Origin of the sequence: Streptomyces glaucus, assembly GCF_039533365.1 — a bacterium.
In the GTDB taxonomy this organism is placed as follows: Bacteria; Actinomycetota; Actinomycetes; order Streptomycetales; family Streptomycetaceae; genus Streptomyces; species Streptomyces glaucus.
The window spans coordinates 24,546-39,372 of the sequence record NZ_BAAATK010000009.1 but is presented as its reverse complement, the minus strand read 5'-3'; the positions used below and the strand labels follow the sequence as shown (position 1 = coordinate 39,372).

Genomic DNA, 14,827 nt, shown 5'->3' with positions numbered 1-14,827 from the left:
CGGGAACGGCGACGGGCCGTGTCCCCCGAGTCGTTCGACTCGGGGGACACGGCCCGTCGGCCGTCGTCCGGCGCGGGCGCCGGACGACGGGCCGTCAGACGGCGATCGCGACCTCGGCCAGGCCGCCCTTCTGGGCGACGACCGTGCGGTCGGCGGTGGCGCCGGGCACGAGGGCGCGGACGGTCCAGGTGCCCTCGGCCGCGTAGAAGCGGAACTGTCCGGTGGCGGAGGTCGGGACCTCCGCGGTGAACTCGCCGGTCGAGTCCAGCAGACGGACGTAGCCCGTCACCGGCTCGCCGTCGCGGGTCACCTGGCCCTGGATCGTGGTCTCACCGGGCTTGATCGTCGAGGCGTCCGGGCCGCCGGCCTTCGCTCCGCACATGTCGTACTCCTGAAGAGAGGTCCTGAAAGGTCGGTCGGGTGGTGGGTTACTTGCCGGTGCCGAGCTCGATCGGCACGCCGACGAGGGAGCCGTACTCGGTCCAGGAGCCGTCGTAGTTCTTGACGTTCTCCACGCCCAGCAGCTCGTGCAGGACGAACCAGGTCAGCGCGGAGCGCTCACCGATGCGGCAGTAGGCGATGGTGTCCTTGGACAGGTCGACGTTCTCCTCCTCGTAGAGCTTCTTCAGCTCCTCGTCGGACTTGAACGTGCCGTCGTCGTTGGCGTTCTTCGACCACGGGATGTTGCGGGCGGTCGGGACGTGGCCCGGGCGCTGCGACTGCTCCTGCGGCAGGTGCGCCGGGGCGAGCAGCTTGCCCGAGAACTCGTCGGGGGAACGGACGTCGACCAGGTTCTGCGAGCCGATCGCCGCCACCACGTCGTCGCGGAAGGCGCGGATGGCGGTGTTCTGCGGCTTGGCCTTGTACTCGGTCGTCGGGCGCTCGGGCACCTCCTCGACCAGCTCGCGGGCGTCCAGCTCCCACTTCTTGCGGCCGCCGTCGAGGAGCTTGACGTTCTCGTGGCCGTACAGCTTGAAGTACCAGTACGCGTACGAGGCGAACCAGTTGTTGTTGCCGCCGTAGAGGATCACCAGCGTGTCGTTGGCGATGCCCTTGGCCGACAGGAGCTTCTCGAAGCCCTCCTGGTCGATGAAGTCGCGGCGGACCGGGTCCTGGAGGTCCTTGGTCCAGTCGATCTTGATCGCGTTGCGGATGTGGTTCTTGTCGTACGCGGACGTGTCCTCGTCGACCTCGACGATCGCGATGTTCGGGTCGTCCAGGTGCTGCTCCAGCCAGTCGGCGTCGACCAGGACGTCGCTGCGGCTCATGCTCTTCTCCTCCGGGGCAGTTGCGGCGGGGCGTGCGAGTGAGGGGTGCGCGCTCGGACGAGACGGCGCACGGATGCCCTGAGCAGGGCGGGGGATGCGGAAGGCGGGGCTTCCGCTCAGAAGGCGCGACAGAGCATGGCGGCAACGCGGCACAGGTCCACTGCCCGCCGCTTCGTGAGATCCGCCTGTCGCTCCATGGTCCCGATCGTAGGGACGGACCGGCGGACGTGTCACCGGCGTGTCGCATCGTGAGACGGGATTGTCCGGAATGCGGGACGAAAACCCGTGCGACCAGGGGCCGCGCGGCTCCCGGGCGTCCGGGTCCGCGGGTGCATCTGCGGTACGGACAGCACGTCTCGCCTGTCGGACGGGGCGCGGGCCCGCGCCGCCGGTCCCGGACGGCCGGCCGTGGCCGCCGGCGCCCGCGCTCGCGTCAGCCGTGCTCACGGCGGCCGCGGGACGTCCTTACCCCACCAGCCTGACGTTCGAACCCCGCACCGTGATCTCCACGCCGTTCCGCGCCGGCTCCACCTTGTCGAGCCGGACGCCGCCCGGCAGCCGGCCGATCTTCTGCTCGAAGTCGGTGACGGCCCGCACCCGGGACTCGGCGAGCTGGACGCCGCCGAGCCTGGGCAGCTCGCCGGCCTGCACCCGCACGGTGTCGCCGTCGACCACGCTGACGGTGCTCAGCACGTACACCGGCTCCGGCAGCTCGGTGCCCAGCACCGTCGCCTCGACCTCGACCTTGATCTTGCCGTTGCCGCCGTCGGAGAGCCCGACGACGTCGGCGGTGACCCCGGGGGCCACCTGGGTGGGCTCGGGCTTGGCGGTCTTCAGCAACTCGTCGTAGGTGATGAGGGCGGTTCCGGCGGCGTCGGCCGCGGTGACGGAGCCGAAGTCGCCGGAGAACTCCACGCCCCTCATGTCCGCCCGGAGGTCGTCGATACGGATCTTCCCGGCGCCGTCGCCGGTGGCGGCCTCGTAGTCCTGGATGCCGACCTCGACCTCGTCCAGTTCGCCGCCGGCCACCTGGGTGAGGAAGGGGAAGCCCTTGATGGACACGTCCGGGGCGGCGCTCAGGTTCTCGGCGGCGCGCAGCCGGTCCGCCGCCTCGTCCTCCGCGAAGCCGACCGCCAGGCGGTCCAGGGCCACGAAGAGGCCGCCGAGGATCACGACGAGGATCAGAAGTATTCGCAGTGCGCGCATGTGCTGCTCTCTCCCGGCCGGGCGGTCGACGGCGGCGGTCCTGACGACCGGCGGCCGTCCTGCGCGAGGGTAACCCCGCCCGTGACGGCCGCCCGGGAATTGTCGATCACCTGTGACACCGCGTGGCTAGCCGAGCGCCCGTCCCAGCACGTAGACGAGCGGCGCCGCGCACGCCAGCGGCAGGGCCACGCCCGCCGTGAAGTGGACGAACCGGGACGGGTAGTCGTAGCTGGCGACGCGGTGGCCGATCAGGGCGCACACCGCCGCGCCCGCGCCGAGCAGCGCGCCCGGTGTCCCGAGCCCCGTCGCCGCGCCCACCGCGATGCCCGCGCCCGCCGCCGCCAGCAGCGCGACCACCACGGACACCGGCGTCGGCAGCGGCAGCGCGCGGGCCGGGACGGCCACCGCCACGGCGGCCGCGCCGACGGTCACCGCGTCCGCGTCGGCGGCGAGGTAGCCGCCCGCGACGATGGCCAGCGCCGCCGCGGCCACGGTCGCCATCAGGCCGTACATCCGCTCGTCCGGGTCGGCGTGCGAGCGCAGGTGCAGGACCAGGGAGAGCAGCACCCACACCCCGAGCGTGCCGAGGATGGCCGCCGGGGAGCGTCCGGAGACCAGCAGCGCCGCGTCCGCGACGAGCGCTCCGGCGAAGCCCAGCGCGATGCCCTGCCGGGCGGGCCACATGCCGTTCAGCCGGAACCAGCCGGCGGCGGTGACGGCCTGGAGGACGGCGAGCGGGACGAGGAGGGCGTACGTGCCGATCGCGGCCGTGCCGGCCAGCAGCAGCCCGAGCAGCGCCGTGAGCGCGGCCGGCTGCAGGCCCGGCTCGATGATCGGCGAACGGCCCTCGGCCCGGGCCCGCTGGGCGTCCGTGATCCGCGCGTTGCCGCCGAGGGTGGCCGGGCCGTACTCCGGGACGGCCTCGGGGGACGCCGGCGGGGTGGGCGGCTGCGGCTCGGGCTGGGGCTGCCGCCGGGGCCGGGGCTGGGCCTGGGGCTGGAAGTGCGGGGCGGACGTGTGGTGGGCCCCGGTCGGCTGGGGCTGCTGGTACCGCTGCGGCTCGGCGTACGGCGGCTGCTGATGCCCGTAGGACTTCTGCGGGCCGCGCGGCTGCTGATAGGCCTGCTGCGGCTGCGGCTGCCGGTGACCCTGCTGGGGCTGCTGGTAGGCCTGCCGCGGCTGCTGGTAAGCCTGCTGGTGCCCTTGCGCCTGCTGGTACGTCTGCGGCTGCGGGTACGCCTGTGACTGCTGATAAGCCTGCTGCGGCTGCTGGTAGACCTGCTGCGGCTGCTGGTGGGCCTGCTGCGGCTGCTGGTGGGCCTGCTGCGGCTGCTGGTAGGCCTGCTGCGGCTGCTGATACGTCGGCCGCGGTTCCCCGTGGCCCTGCGCCGGCGGGTACGCCGTCTCCGCCGCCGGGACCGGCGGCTGCGTCTGGGTCTCCCAGGTCTGGCCCTGCCACTGCTGGGTGTGCGGCTCGTCGTACCCCTGCTGGGGCCAGGCCTGGGGCTGCTGGGACTGGTGGGGCTGCTGCTGGTACGGGTCGTGCCCCTGGTACGGCTGGTTCGTCACTGGTCACCCTCCTGCGAACGGCGGGAGCACCTCGACCGTGCCGCCGTCGGCCAGCCGTACCGTCTCATGCCCGCGGGTGCCCACGGGGTCACCGTCCACGAGGAACGAGCACCGCCGCAGGACGCGCGCGAGTTCGCCGGGGTGCCGCTCGCGCACCGCGTCGAGCGCCTCGGCGAGCGTGGCCGCCTCGTACGGCTCCTCGGCCGTCCCGGCCGCGGCCTTCGCGGCGGCCCAGTAGCGCACCGTGACCTTTGCCATCTGGTTCCTCAATCGATCGGACGGTGGACACCGTCAGGCTAGCCCGCCCGGGTGACCGCCCAGTCCCCGATCCGGTGCAGCAGCTCGTCGCCGGCCGCGTGCTCGGCGTGGCCCATGCCGGGCTCCAGCCAGAGTTCGCCGTGGTCGCCGGCGGCCTCGGCCAGCATCCGGGGGTGGTCGACGGGGAAGTAGCCGTCCCGGTCGCCGTGCACGATCAACAGCGGGGTGGGCGCGATCCGCTCCGCCGCCTCCACCGGCGACAGCGGCACCGGGTCCCAGTCCCGGTGGTGGATGCGCGTGCGGAAGCCGTAGCGGCCCACCACCCGGCCCGCGGGGCGGGTGACCAGCCAGTGCAGCCGGCGCATGGGGGCCGTGCCCCGGTAGTACCAGCGCGCCGGCGCGCTCACCGACACCACGGCGTCCGTGCGCGCCTGCGGTCGCGCTCCCCTGCTCCCCGCGTGCTCCCGCTCCTCCTCGGGCGGGTTCGCCCCGTACAGCGCCGCGTGCCGCAGCACCACCGAGCCGCCCATCGAGAAGCCGACGGTGACCACGCGGGTGTGTCCCAGCTCGCGCGCCCACGTCACCGCCGCCGCCAGGTCGAGCACCTCCCGGTCGCCGACCGTGGACCGCCCGCCGGACGCCCCGTGGCCCCGGAACGAGAAGGTGACCACGGCCCCGTGCCGCGCGAACGCCCGCGCCACCCGCCGCACGTGCGGGCGGTCCGCGTCGCCCGTGAAACCGTGCGCGACCACGAACACCGGGCCACGGACGGGTGTACGGGAGGCGTCGTGCACGGCCGCGCCCGGTTCGTATACGGAATCGATCCGCACCCCGTCGGCGGTGTACAGAAACGTCCGCAAAGGTGCGCCTGTGCGCGTCTCGGATTCCGGACGAAAGGCGGATCGGGTCCCATGACCTGCCGAAGGGGTGCTCATGTCGGCTATTGTGCTGCGCATAGGACTCGGGCAACGTAGCCCCCGGGTCCTTTTGTGCTTTCGGAAGCGTTGTATACGAAGCGGAAAACCGCAGGTGTACGGGCCGTCGAACGCATAGCGGCTCCCCGGAGCCGCCGCGGGTCCCAGGGGCGCGGGATTCGCACCGTACGAAGCAGTGCCGCAACGTCCTCGTAGGGACCGAGGAGGAACCAGACGTTATGGGCGAGCGAACCGTGCACGAATGGACGACGACCCGGGCAGGTGGAGTGCGATGAGCTCTCTGCTGCTCCTGACCAACGCCCTCCAGCCGTCGACGGAGGTGCTTCCCGCCCTCGGCCTGCTGCTGCACAACGTGCGGGTGGCCCCGGCGGAGGGCCCCGCACTCGTCGACACCCCCGGTGCCGACGTCATCCTCGTCGACGGGCGGCGCGATCTGCCGCAGGTGCGCAGCCTGTGCCAGCTGCTGCGCTCCACCGGCCCCGGCTGTCCCCTGGTCCTCGTCGTGACGGAGGGCGGCCTGGCCGCCGTCACCGCCGACTGGGGCATCGACGACGTCCTCCTCGACACCGCCGGGCCGGCGGAGGTGGAGGCCCGGCTGCGGCTGGCCATGGGCCGGCAGCAGCTCGTCGACGACGACTCCCCCATGGAGATCCGCAACGGCGACCTGTCGGTGGACGAGGCCACGTACAGCGCCAAGCTCAAGGGCCGGGTCCTGGACCTGACCTTCAAGGAGTTCGAGCTGCTGAAGTACCTCGCCCAGCACCCGGGCCGGGTCTTCACCCGCGCCCAGCTGCTGCAGGAGGTGTGGGGGTACGACTACTTCGGCGGCACCCGGACCGTCGACGTCCACGTGCGGCGGCTGCGCGCCAAGCTCGGCCCCGAGCACGAGTCGCTGATCGGCACCGTCCGCAACGTCGGCTACCGGTTCGTCACCCCGGAGAAGCCGGAGCGGGGCGACCGCGCCGCCGAGGAGGCGAAGTCCGCGTCCGCCCCGGCAAAGGCGGAGAATGCGGACGCGCCGGCCGCCGCCGAGGTCACGGCCGAGGCGTAGGAAGCGGCGTACGCCCTGCCCAGGGGCGTTCCATCCGCGTAGACTCCGCGCGTGGCCAAGGTGACTCGGGATGACGTGGCACGACTGGCGGGGACGTCCACCGCCGTCGTCAGCTACGTCATCAACAACGGACCCCGGCCGGTCGCCCCGGCCACGCGCGAGCGTGTCCTCGCCGCGATCAAGGAGCTGGGCTACCGGCCCGACCGGGTCGCCCAGGCGATGGCGTCGCGGCGCACGGACCTCATAGGCCTGATCATCCCGGACGCGCGCCAGCCCTTCTTCGGGGAGATGGCGCACGCGGTCGAGCAGGCCGCCTCCGAGCGCGGGAAGATGGTCCTGGTCGGCAACACCGACTACATCGGGGAGCGCGAGGTCCACTATCTGCGCGCCTTCCTGGGCATGCGCGTCTCGGGCCTGATCCTCGTCAGCCACGCCCTCAACGACCTGGCCGCCGCCGAGATCGACGCCTGGGACGCCCGCGTGGTGCTGCTGCACGAGCGCCCCGAGGCCATCGACGACGTCGCCGTCGTCACCGACGACCTGGGTGGCGCCCAGCTCGCCGTGCGCCACCTGCTGGAACACGGCCACGACTACGTCGCCTGCATGGGCGGCACCGCCGAGACGCCCGCCGTCGGCGACCCGGTCTCCGACCACGTCGAGGGCTGGCGGCGCGCGATGCGGGAGGCCGGGCTGTCCACCGAGGGCCGCCTCTTCGAGGCCCCGTACAACCGCTACGACGCCTACCGCGTCGCCCTGGACGTCCTGGCCGGGCCGCACCGCCCGCCCGCGATCTTCTGCTCCACCGACGACCAGGCGATCGGCCTGCTGCGCGCGGCGCGCGAGCTGCGCATCGACGTGCCGGGCGAGCTGGCGGTGGCCGGGTTCGACGACATCAAGGAGGCCGCCCTGGCCGACCCGCCGCTGACCACCGTCGCCTCCGACCGGTCGGCGATGGCGCGGGCCGCCGTGGACCTGGTCCTGGACGACGGGCTGCGGGTGGTGGGCTCCCGGCGCGAGCGGCTGAAGGTGTTCCCGTCGCGGCTGGTGATCCGCAGGTCGTGCGGCTGCGCCTGAGGTGACGCCGGGCCTCCGGCGCCTCGCGGGCGCGCCGAAGGCCCGTGGAGCGGCCGGGACCCGGGTCCTCGCCGGGGCCTTCCCGAAGCCGCCCCGAGAGGCCCCCGCGCCACCGCGAGGCGCCTGTTCATATCGGGCACAGGCGGTTCTGCCGGGCTTCTCAGGGAGCCCTCAGGGGACTCTCATCCTCGGGCGGCAAGCTCGGGGACATGACCGAGAGCATCCGCCGCAGCGGCGAGTACGACACCCCGTACACGAACCCCTACGAGGGCGCCCCGCAGCACGCCTCCTCCCCCGTGGACCCCGGGTGGCCGGCCCCGCCGGCCCGGCCGCCCGCCCAGCCGGGCACCGCGGTGTGGCCCGGCCAGGGCGGCGCCGGGGACGGCGGCCCCGGCGGAGGCACGGCCCCGGCGGTCCTGCCGGCCGCCCCCGCGGCCCCTTCCGGGCCCGCGCCGGGGAAGCGCGCCCGGGGCCCGGTGGCCCTGCTCGCGGCCGTGGCGATCGTCGCGGCCGCCATCGGCGGCGGCACCGCGTACGGCATCCAGGAGCTGACCGGCAACGACACCGTCACCACCAGCTCCACCAGCACCAGCGTGGTGCCCGCCGGCCAGAAGGGCACGGTCGCCGGGGTCGCCAAGGCGGTCAGCCCGAGCATCGTCGAGATCAACGCCACCTCGAACGCCGGCTCCTCCACCGGCTCCGGCGTGATCATCACCGGCGACGGCGAGGTCGTCACCAACAACCACGTCGTCTCCGGCGCCTCCTCCATCACGGTGACGACCAGCGACGGCAAGGAGTACACCGCCCGGGTCGTCGGCACCGACAGCAGCAAGGACCTGGCGCTGATCGAGCTGGCGGACGCCTCCGGTCTGAAGGCGGCCACCCTCGGCGACTCCGACGGGGTGCGGGTCGGCGACGAGGTCGTGGCGATCGGCTCCCCCGAGGGCCTGACCGGCACCGTCACCAGCGGCATCGTCTCCGCCCTCGACCGTGACGTCACGGTCTCCACGGACGAGGGACAGCAACAGCAGCAGCGGGGCGGCGACTGGCCGTTCGAGTTCGGCGGCCGGCAGTTCAACGGCGACACCGGCTCGTCCACGACGACGTACAAGGCGATCCAGACGGACGCCTCCCTCAACCCCGGCAACTCCGGCGGCGCGCTGATCGACATGAACGGCAACATCATCGGCATCAACTCCGCGATGTACTCCGCCGCGGGCAGCTCCTCGGCGGACGCGGGCAGCGTCGGCCTGGGCTTCGCCATCCCGATCAACACCGTCAAGTCCGACCTGGCCCAGCTGCGGGCGGGCTCCGGCAGCTAGGGCCCGCCGTCCGGACCGTCCGGCCCGCGCGCCGCGCCGCCACCGCCCGCCGCCGTACCGCACGGGACCGGCCCGTCCCGGCGGCGCACCCGGACGTGCGAGGCTGAGAACGTCAGACCCCGCCCACTCCGCACCCGAGGAACCGCGAGCCCATGAGCCCCGCAGAAGGCGACCGTGCCCCCCAGCGCATCCTGATCGTCGACGACGAGCCGGCGGTGCGCGAAGCCCTCCAGCGCAGCCTCGCCTTCGAGGGGTACGGCACCGAGGTCGCCGTCGACGGCGCCGACGCCCTGGAGAAGGCCGCCGCGTACCGGCCCGACCTGGTCGTCCTCGACATCCAGATGCCCCGCATGGACGGCCTGACGGCGGCCCGCCGCATCCGGGGCGCGGGCGACACCACCCCGATCCTGATGCTGACGGCCCGCGACACGGTCGGCGACCGGGTCACGGGGCTGGACGCCGGCGCCGACGACTACCTCGTCAAACCGTTCGAACTGGACGAGCTGTTCGCCCGGATCCGCGCCCTGCTGCGCCGCAGCTCCTACGCGGCGACCGTGGCGGGCGCGACCGAGGACAGCGACGTGCTCGCCTTCGCCGACCTGCGCATGAACCTCGCGACCCGCGAGGTCACCCGGGGCGGGCGGCCGGTGGAGCTGACCCGCACCGAGTTCACGCTGCTGGAGATGTTCCTGGCGCATCCGCGCCAGGTCCTCACCCGGGAGCAGATCCTGAAGGCGGTCTGGGGCTTCGACTTCGAGCCGTCCTCCAACTCGCTGGACGTGTACGTGATGTACCTGCGCCGCAAGACCGAGGCGGGCGGCGAGCCGCGGCTGGTCCACACCGTCCGCGGCGTGGGGTACGTGCTGCGGCAGGGCGGCACGGAGTGAGGAGGGTCCTGCGCCGGTTCCGCTCGCTCCCGATCCGGGCGCGGCTGTCGCTGCTGGTGGCGGCCGCGGTGGCGTTCGCGGTGGCGGCGGTGTCGGTGACGTGCTGGTTCATCGTGCAGGGAAAGCTGTACGGCGAGATCGACGACGATCTCCGGTCCGGGGTGCCGCCCTCGCTGCCGGCGAGCGACGTGCGGACCACGCTCAACACCTGCCCCCAGTCGCCGTCGGAGGCCTTCCCCTTCGGCGCGCGGGTCAACGGCTACGTCCAGATCGTCCGGGCCGACGGCGGTGCCTGCCTCTACGGCAACTCCACCGCCCTGGTGAAGGTGGCCGGCAGCGACAGGAGCGTGGCCGAAAACCCCGCGCTCGGTGAGGGCACGCTGCGCAACGGCACCGACAGCGACGGCAACCGGGTGCGGGTGCTGACCACGGCGCTGGTCGTCAGCGGTCCCGACGGCCGGTACCTGGCCGACGACGCCGCCCTCCTCATCGCCGTCCCCCTCGGCAGCACCCGGTCCACCCTCAACGAGCTGGCGCTGATCCTCCTCGCCGTGTCCGGCGTGGGCGTCCTCGGCGCCGGGGCCGCCGGCCTCGCGGTCGCCCGCGCCGGCCTGCGCCCCGTCGACCGGCTCACCGAAGCCGTCGAGCACGTCGCCCGGACCGAGGACCTGAACGTCCGCATCCCCGTGGAGGACGACAGCGAGGACGAGGTCGCCCGCCTCTCCCGGTCCTTCAACTCCATGACGTCGGCGCTGGCCAGCTCCCGCGAACTGCAGCAGCAGCTCATCGCGGACGCGGGCCACGAACTGCGCACCCCGCTCACCTCGCTGCGCACCAACATCGAGCTCCTCACCCGCAGCGAGGAGACCGGCCGGCCGATCCCGGAGGCGGACCGCAAGGCGCTGCTCGCCTCGGTGAAGGCGCAGATGACGGAGCTGGCCGCGCTGATCGGCGACCTCCAGGAGCTGTCCCGCCCGGAGCAGGACCAGCACGCCGGCCGGACGCGGATCGTCGCCTGGCAGGACGTCGTCGAGTCGGCCCTGCGCCGGGCCCGGCTGCGCGGCCCGGAGCTGACGATCACGGCGGACGTGGAGCCGTGGTACGTACGGGCGGAGCCGTCGGCGCTGGAGCGGGCGGTGGTCAACGTCCTGGACAACGCGGTGAAGTTCAGCCCCGCGGGCGGCACGATCGAGGTCCGGCTCACCGGCGGCGTCCTCACGGTCCGCGACCACGGCCCCGGCATCCCCGTCGAGGAACTCCCCCACGTCTTCGACCGCTTCTGGCGCTCCCCCTCGGCGCGCGCGCTGCCGGGTTCGGGGCTGGGCCTGTCGATCGTGGCCCGGACCGTCCAGCAGGCGGGCGGCGAGGTGACGCTCGCCCCGGCGGAGGGCGGCGGCACGGTGGCGACGATCCGGCTGCCGGGGGCGTCCGCGCCGCCGCCGGAACTTCCCTGACCTGCCCTGCTCAGCGGAGGCGTTCCGCGCCGGCGGGACCGGCGATCCCGGTGAGGAACGCCTCCCACGAGGCCGTGCCGAACACGAGCACCGGGCCGTGCGGGACCTTGCTGTCCCGCACGGGGACTATGCGGGGGTGGCCGGCGGCGACCTCGACGCAGTCGTTGGCACCGCCCTCGCTGTAGCTCGACTTGCGCCAGACGATGGTGCTCAGATCAGGGGTGTGCGTCATGGTGTCTGTGCTCCTTCAGTACGGCCCTGATGAACGCGAGCGAGTCCGACGGGGAGAGTGCCAGGTCGCGGAGGCGATCGTAGGACAGCCGGTAGCGCAGGACGTCCTCCGGACTCTCGTCCAGCTGACTGCAGCCGTTGCCTTCCTTGTAGGCAACGGCGCTTCCGTCCTCCTGCCAGAGCAGTGTCAACGACCCGGTCATATGGTGATGGGCTCCCGCGGAAAACGGCAGAACCTGGAGAGCCAGATTGGGCCACAGCGCGGCGGCCTCAAGATGAAGTAGCTGATCACGCCACGTTCTGATGTCGGCAGCCGGACGCCGGAGCGCGAACTCGTCCATGACGATGCGTACATCGGGCTCCGGTTTCTGTCTCAGCCGGTACTGCCGCCCCAGCCGCGCCGCTACCTGTTCCTCGATCACCTCGTCGCCGTCGACCGTTGTCTGGGCCCTGGACAACACCTCCCGGGCGAAGTCCTCGGTCTGCAGCAGTCCGGGCACGGCCGGTGTGAACACGTGCATGACGCGTGCGGTCGTCTCCAATTTCATGAACCGCTTGTACTGATCCTTGAACGCGTCGAGCCGTGCCACCTGCCAGTGCCTTACCAGCAGGTCACCGGCTTTGTAATAGCTGTCCAAGTCCTCCATGACCGCCATCTTGGACAGTCGCTCGCCGGACTCCAGGCGGCTCAGATAACTCTTGTCGTAACCGGTCTCCTCAGCCAACTGCCCCAGGGTCTTCCCTGCTTGTTCCCGGAGGAACTTCAGGGTCCGCCCGAGTACGGCCCGCCCCGACTCCCCCTCGGCGTCAACCACTTCGCCCACGTCACCCCTGTCCGTTGTCCGGGGTCCCGGGCAACGCCGGGCCCCTTCCGCAGCGTACGCGCAAGCGGTGACCATCGGGACACGAACGGTAACCGCCGCTCGTCGCATCTGTTGCACCTCCTGGAAGGGACACCTCCATGCGGCTGCGTCTGCGCCTCGCCGAATACTGCGAGACGGTCCTGCTCGCCCTCGTCCGGCTCCTGCTGCCCGCCGAAGGACGCCATCGGTGCACGGCGGTCCCACCACCGCCGGTCTCCCCCCACTCCCCGCCCGCACGCCCCCACCGCCCCGCCCGGGCGCGGCCCTTGCCGGACACCCCCCTCGTGCGCCCCTGCCTCCCCACCCCGGAGGAACACCACGCACGGCGGCTCGTCCGCACCGCGGAGGTGTCCGCGTGAGGCTGCTCCCCTGGACCGGAGCCGACGGCAAGCCCTGCTACCTCAGCACCGACCGGCCCGACAGCCCGCTCTCCCGGCTCGCCGACGACATCGAGGAGGCCCAACTGGCCTCCGCGCGCCAGGTGCGGGCCGGCGCCGAGGCCGTGCTCGCCGATCCCCGGGCGGGTGAGCGCGCGGTGCGCTTCGCGCTGGCCAGAACCCTGGAATGCCTGGCCGACGTGGTGCGGATCGCGACGAGCCGGGTGGACGCGCCCGCTCCCGGCAGCCCTCCCGCGCCGGGTGACGACTGACCGGCACCCGTCCCCGCGCGGAATGGATCCGCCTGATGAGCGAGCCGCACGGCGAGCCCCGGCACCGCGGAAGCGGGACGGCCCCGGCCGACGCCCGGGACACCCCTCCCGCTCGATCGACGAAGGGCGGTGCGCACGGTCCGCCGACCGTGCGCACCGCCCTCACGCGGATGCCGCTCGCCTGCCGCCTAGCTCACGATCGTGATCCGGTCCGCCTTCGGCGGGGCGATCGGGTTCGTGGGCGAGGAGTTGGCCGTCAGGTACTCCTCCAGCGCGGTCAGGTCGTCCGCGCCGACCAGGTCGTCGGTCCCCTGGCCCAGCGTCGGGAAGCCGTCGCCGCCGCCCGCGAGGAAGCTGTTGCTCGCGACGCGGTAGGTGGCCGCCGGGTCGATGGCCGCGCCGTTCAGCCGGATGGAGTCCGTCACCACGCGGTCCGCGCCGGTCTTCGTCAGGTCCAGCGTGTACGTCAGCCCCGAGGAGACCTGCAGGATCTTCGGCGCGGCCTGGTTCGGGCCGCTGACCTGCTCCTTGAGCACCTGGATCAGCTGGGCGCCGGTGAGGTCCTGGAGGTTCACGGTGTTGGCGAACGGCTGCACGGTGAAGCCCTCGGCGTACGTCACCACGCCGTCGCCCTCGCCGGCCTTGGCCGCGTACGTCAGCGGGGCCCGGATGCCGCCGGGGTTCATCAGCGCCAGGTCGGTCTCCGGGTCCAGCTTCCTGCCGTGGGCGAGCTGCGCGTCGGCGATCAGGTCGCCGAGCGGGGACTCGGTGCCGGAGTTGCCGATGTCACCGGAGATGTAGCCGATCGGGCGGTTGCCGATGGGCGCGGCGAGGGTGTTCCACCGGCCGATCAGCTCGGTCATGTCGGCCGCCCTGGGGACGTCCCGGGTGACCACGTGGTTGGCGGACTTCACGGCCGTACGGGCGATGTCGCCCGTCCACCGGTCGTAGGTCAGCGTGGTGTCGGTGTAGAGGCGGCCGAAGGACGCGGCCGAGGTGACCGTGCGCGGCTTGCCCGCCGGGTCGGGGATCGTGCACACGTACGCGTTGTGGGTGTGGCCGGTGACCAGCGCGTCCACCTGCGGCGTGACGTTCTTGGCGATGTCGACGATCGGGCCGGAGATCCCGTCGCCGGCGCCCGGGGAGTCGCAGTCGTAGTTGTACGACGCCGAGGCCGGGAAGCCGCCCTCGTGGACGAGCGCGACGATCGACTTCACGCCCTGCTTCTGCAGCACCTTGGCGTACTTGTCGATGGTCTCGACCTCGTCCTTGAAGGTGAGGCCCTTGACGCCCTCGGCGGAGACGATGTCCGGCGTGCCCTCCAGGGTGACGCCGATGAAGCCGATCTTGACGTCCTTCTTCTTCCACACCCAGTACGGCTTGAGGACGGGCCTGCCCGTCTTCTCGTCGAGGACGTTGGCGGCGAGGTAGGGGAAGTCGGCGCCCTCGAACTCCTCGTCGGTGTAGCAGCCGTCGGCCGGGTGGCAGCCGCCGTTCTGCAGGCGGGCCAGTTCGCGCGCGCCCTCGTCGAACTCGTGGTTGCCGACCGAGGTGACGTCCAGCTCGAGCCGGTTCAGCGCCTCGATGGCCGGCTCGTCGTGGAAGAGGCCGGAGAGCAGCGGCGAGGCGCCGACCAGGTCGCCGCCGGCCGCGGTGATGGAGTACTTCTCGCCCTCGCGGGCCTGGCGCAGGTGGGTCGCGAGGTACTCGACGCCGCCGGCGTCGACCGTCTTCGTCGTGCCGTCCGCCTGGAGCTCGGTGACCCGGCCGGAGGAGCCGGCCGGCGGCTCCAGATTGCCGTGCAGGTCGTTGAAGGACAGCAACTGGACGTCCTGGTAACGGCTCGTCCCGTGACCGCCCGGCTTGTGGCCCGCGCCGGCGGACGCCGGCAGCGCGGCCGCGGTGAGCGCGCCGACGGTGGCGGCGCCGGCGGCGAGCGCGAGAAGACGGCGCGTACGGCGTCCGCGACGCCGGCGGTCCGACTGGGAACTGGCTGGCATTGACTCCCCTGTGTTCGGCTCAAGGTGGTGGCCCGTCCGGCGCAGCCTAGAGTCGACGCG

17 protein-coding genes are annotated in these 14,827 nt (G+C 72.8%); 7 read left to right on the top strand and 10 right to left on the bottom strand.

Annotated elements, in window-relative coordinates:
- Positions 1-94 precede the first annotated feature (94 nt).
- The 7 genes from ABD363_RS09255 to ABD363_RS09230 form a co-directional block, all read right to left on the bottom strand.
- Positions 95-382, bottom strand: a complete 288-nt coding sequence (locus ABD363_RS09255) for a DUF1416 domain-containing protein (RefSeq protein ID WP_028421436.1) — start codon at positions 380-382, stop codon at positions 95-97.
- A 46-nt stretch (positions 383-428) separates the two neighbouring features.
- Positions 429-1,268, bottom strand: coding sequence for a sulfurtransferase (locus ABD363_RS09250; RefSeq protein ID WP_344601550.1), 840 nt, complete (start codon positions 1,266-1,268; stop codon positions 429-431).
- 116 nt (positions 1,269-1,384) lie between these two features.
- On the bottom strand, positions 1,385-1,465 hold the full coding sequence (locus tag ABD363_RS32600) for a putative leader peptide (protein WP_425577959.1): 81 nt from the start codon (positions 1,463-1,465) through the stop codon (positions 1,385-1,387).
- Positions 1,466-1,733: 268 nt separating this feature from the next.
- Complete coding sequence (locus ABD363_RS09245) at positions 1,734-2,474, bottom strand: LmeA family phospholipid-binding protein (protein ID WP_344601549.1); 741 nt, start codon at positions 2,472-2,474, stop codon at positions 1,734-1,736.
- A gap of 126 nt (positions 2,475-2,600) precedes the next feature.
- Positions 2,601-4,043 (bottom strand): hypothetical protein, encoded by a 1,443-nt coding sequence (locus ABD363_RS09240; protein WP_344601547.1) that lies wholly within the window; start codon positions 4,041-4,043, stop codon positions 2,601-2,603.
- Between the two features lie 3 nt (positions 4,044-4,046).
- Positions 4,047-4,301 (bottom strand): MoaD/ThiS family protein, encoded by a 255-nt coding sequence (locus ABD363_RS09235; protein ID WP_344601545.1) that lies wholly within the window; start codon positions 4,299-4,301, stop codon positions 4,047-4,049.
- Between the two features lie 38 nt (positions 4,302-4,339).
- Positions 4,340-5,236, bottom strand: coding sequence for an alpha/beta hydrolase (locus ABD363_RS09230; protein ID WP_344601543.1), 897 nt, complete (start codon positions 5,234-5,236; stop codon positions 4,340-4,342).
- 271 nt (positions 5,237-5,507) lie between these two features.
- On the opposite strand from ABD363_RS09230, the gene ABD363_RS09225 reads away from it, so the two are divergent.
- From ABD363_RS09225 to ABD363_RS09205, 5 genes are all read left to right on the top strand, one after another.
- Positions 5,508-6,287, top strand: coding sequence for a response regulator transcription factor (locus tag ABD363_RS09225; RefSeq protein WP_344601541.1), 780 nt, complete (start codon positions 5,508-5,510; stop codon positions 6,285-6,287).
- 51 nt (positions 6,288-6,338) lie between these two features.
- The gene (locus ABD363_RS09220) at positions 6,339-7,361 is read left to right on the top strand and encodes a LacI family DNA-binding transcriptional regulator (protein WP_344601539.1); all 1,023 of its coding nucleotides are present in this window, start codon (positions 6,339-6,341) and stop codon (positions 7,359-7,361) included.
- 209 nt (positions 7,362-7,570) lie between these two features.
- Positions 7,571-8,683 carry a S1C family serine protease gene (locus ABD363_RS09215; RefSeq protein ID WP_344601537.1) on the top strand — a complete coding sequence of 371 codons (1,113 nt, stop codon included), beginning with the start codon at positions 7,571-7,573 and terminating at the stop codon, positions 8,681-8,683.
- Positions 8,684-8,835: 152 nt separating this feature from the next.
- Complete coding sequence (locus tag ABD363_RS09210; protein ID WP_344601535.1) at positions 8,836-9,570, top strand: response regulator transcription factor; 735 nt, start codon at positions 8,836-8,838, stop codon at positions 9,568-9,570.
- A complete protein-coding gene (locus ABD363_RS09205; protein WP_344601533.1) occupies positions 9,567-11,024 on the top strand; it encodes a sensor histidine kinase in 1,458 nt (485 codons plus the stop codon). Before ABD363_RS09210 ends, ABD363_RS09205 begins: the two co-directional genes overlap by 4 nt.
- A 10-nt stretch (positions 11,025-11,034) precedes the next feature.
- Here ABD363_RS09205 and ABD363_RS09200 read toward each other — a convergent pair whose 3' ends face one another.
- Positions 11,035-11,256, bottom strand: a complete 222-nt coding sequence (locus ABD363_RS09200) for a DUF397 domain-containing protein (protein WP_344601531.1) — start codon at positions 11,254-11,256, stop codon at positions 11,035-11,037.
- Positions 11,240-12,079 (bottom strand): helix-turn-helix domain-containing protein, encoded by an 840-nt coding sequence (locus ABD363_RS09195; protein WP_344601529.1) that lies wholly within the window; start codon positions 12,077-12,079, stop codon positions 11,240-11,242. The genes ABD363_RS09200 and ABD363_RS09195 overlap by 17 nt, the downstream gene beginning before the upstream one ends.
- Before the next feature lie 137 nt (positions 12,080-12,216).
- On the opposite strand from ABD363_RS09195, the gene ABD363_RS09190 reads away from it, so the two are divergent.
- On the top strand, positions 12,217-12,477 hold the full coding sequence (locus tag ABD363_RS09190) for a hypothetical protein (protein WP_344601528.1): 261 nt from the start codon (positions 12,217-12,219) through the stop codon (positions 12,475-12,477).
- A complete protein-coding gene (locus ABD363_RS09185; protein WP_344601526.1) occupies positions 12,474-12,767 on the top strand; it encodes a hypothetical protein in 294 nt (97 codons plus the stop codon). Before ABD363_RS09190 ends, ABD363_RS09185 begins: the two co-directional genes overlap by 4 nt.
- A gap of 188 nt (positions 12,768-12,955) precedes the next feature.
- Here the strand turns inward: ABD363_RS09185 and ABD363_RS09180 are convergent, their stop codons facing one another.
- Positions 12,956-14,767 carry a bifunctional metallophosphatase/5'-nucleotidase gene (locus ABD363_RS09180; RefSeq protein ID WP_344601524.1) on the bottom strand — a complete coding sequence of 604 codons (1,812 nt, stop codon included), beginning with the start codon at positions 14,765-14,767 and terminating at the stop codon, positions 12,956-12,958.
- Between the last annotated feature and the right edge of the window lie 60 nt (positions 14,768-14,827).

Coding starts and splice junctions, on each gene's coding strand:
- ABD363_RS09255 (WP_028421436.1), bottom strand. CDS start 382: ATGTGCGGAGCGAAGGCCGGCGGCCCGGACGCCTCGACGATCAAGCCC.
- ABD363_RS09250 (WP_344601550.1), bottom strand. CDS start 1,268: ATGAGCCGCAGCGACGTCCTGGTCGACGCCGACTGGCTGGAGCAGCAC.
- ABD363_RS32600 (WP_425577959.1), bottom strand. CDS start 1,465: ATGGAGCGACAGGCGGATCTCACGAAGCGGCGGGCAGTGGACCTGTGC.
- ABD363_RS09245 (WP_344601549.1), bottom strand. CDS start 2,474: ATGCGCGCACTGCGAATACTTCTGATCCTCGTCGTGATCCTCGGCGGC.
- ABD363_RS09235 (WP_344601545.1), bottom strand. CDS start 4,301: ATGGCAAAGGTCACGGTGCGCTACTGGGCCGCCGCGAAGGCCGCGGCC.
- ABD363_RS09230 (WP_344601543.1), bottom strand. CDS start 5,236: ATGAGCACCCCTTCGGCAGGTCATGGGACCCGATCCGCCTTTCGTCCG.
- ABD363_RS09225 (WP_344601541.1), top strand. CDS start 5,508: ATGAGCTCTCTGCTGCTCCTGACCAACGCCCTCCAGCCGTCGACGGAG.
- ABD363_RS09215 (WP_344601537.1), top strand. CDS start 7,571: ATGACCGAGAGCATCCGCCGCAGCGGCGAGTACGACACCCCGTACACG.
- ABD363_RS09210 (WP_344601535.1), top strand. CDS start 8,836: ATGAGCCCCGCAGAAGGCGACCGTGCCCCCCAGCGCATCCTGATCGTC.
- ABD363_RS09200 (WP_344601531.1), bottom strand. CDS start 11,256: ATGACGCACACCCCTGATCTGAGCACCATCGTCTGGCGCAAGTCGAGC.
- ABD363_RS09190 (WP_344601528.1), top strand. CDS start 12,217: ATGCGGCTGCGTCTGCGCCTCGCCGAATACTGCGAGACGGTCCTGCTC.
- ABD363_RS09180 (WP_344601524.1), bottom strand. CDS start 14,767: ATGCCAGCCAGTTCCCAGTCGGACCGCCGGCGTCGCGGACGCCGTACG.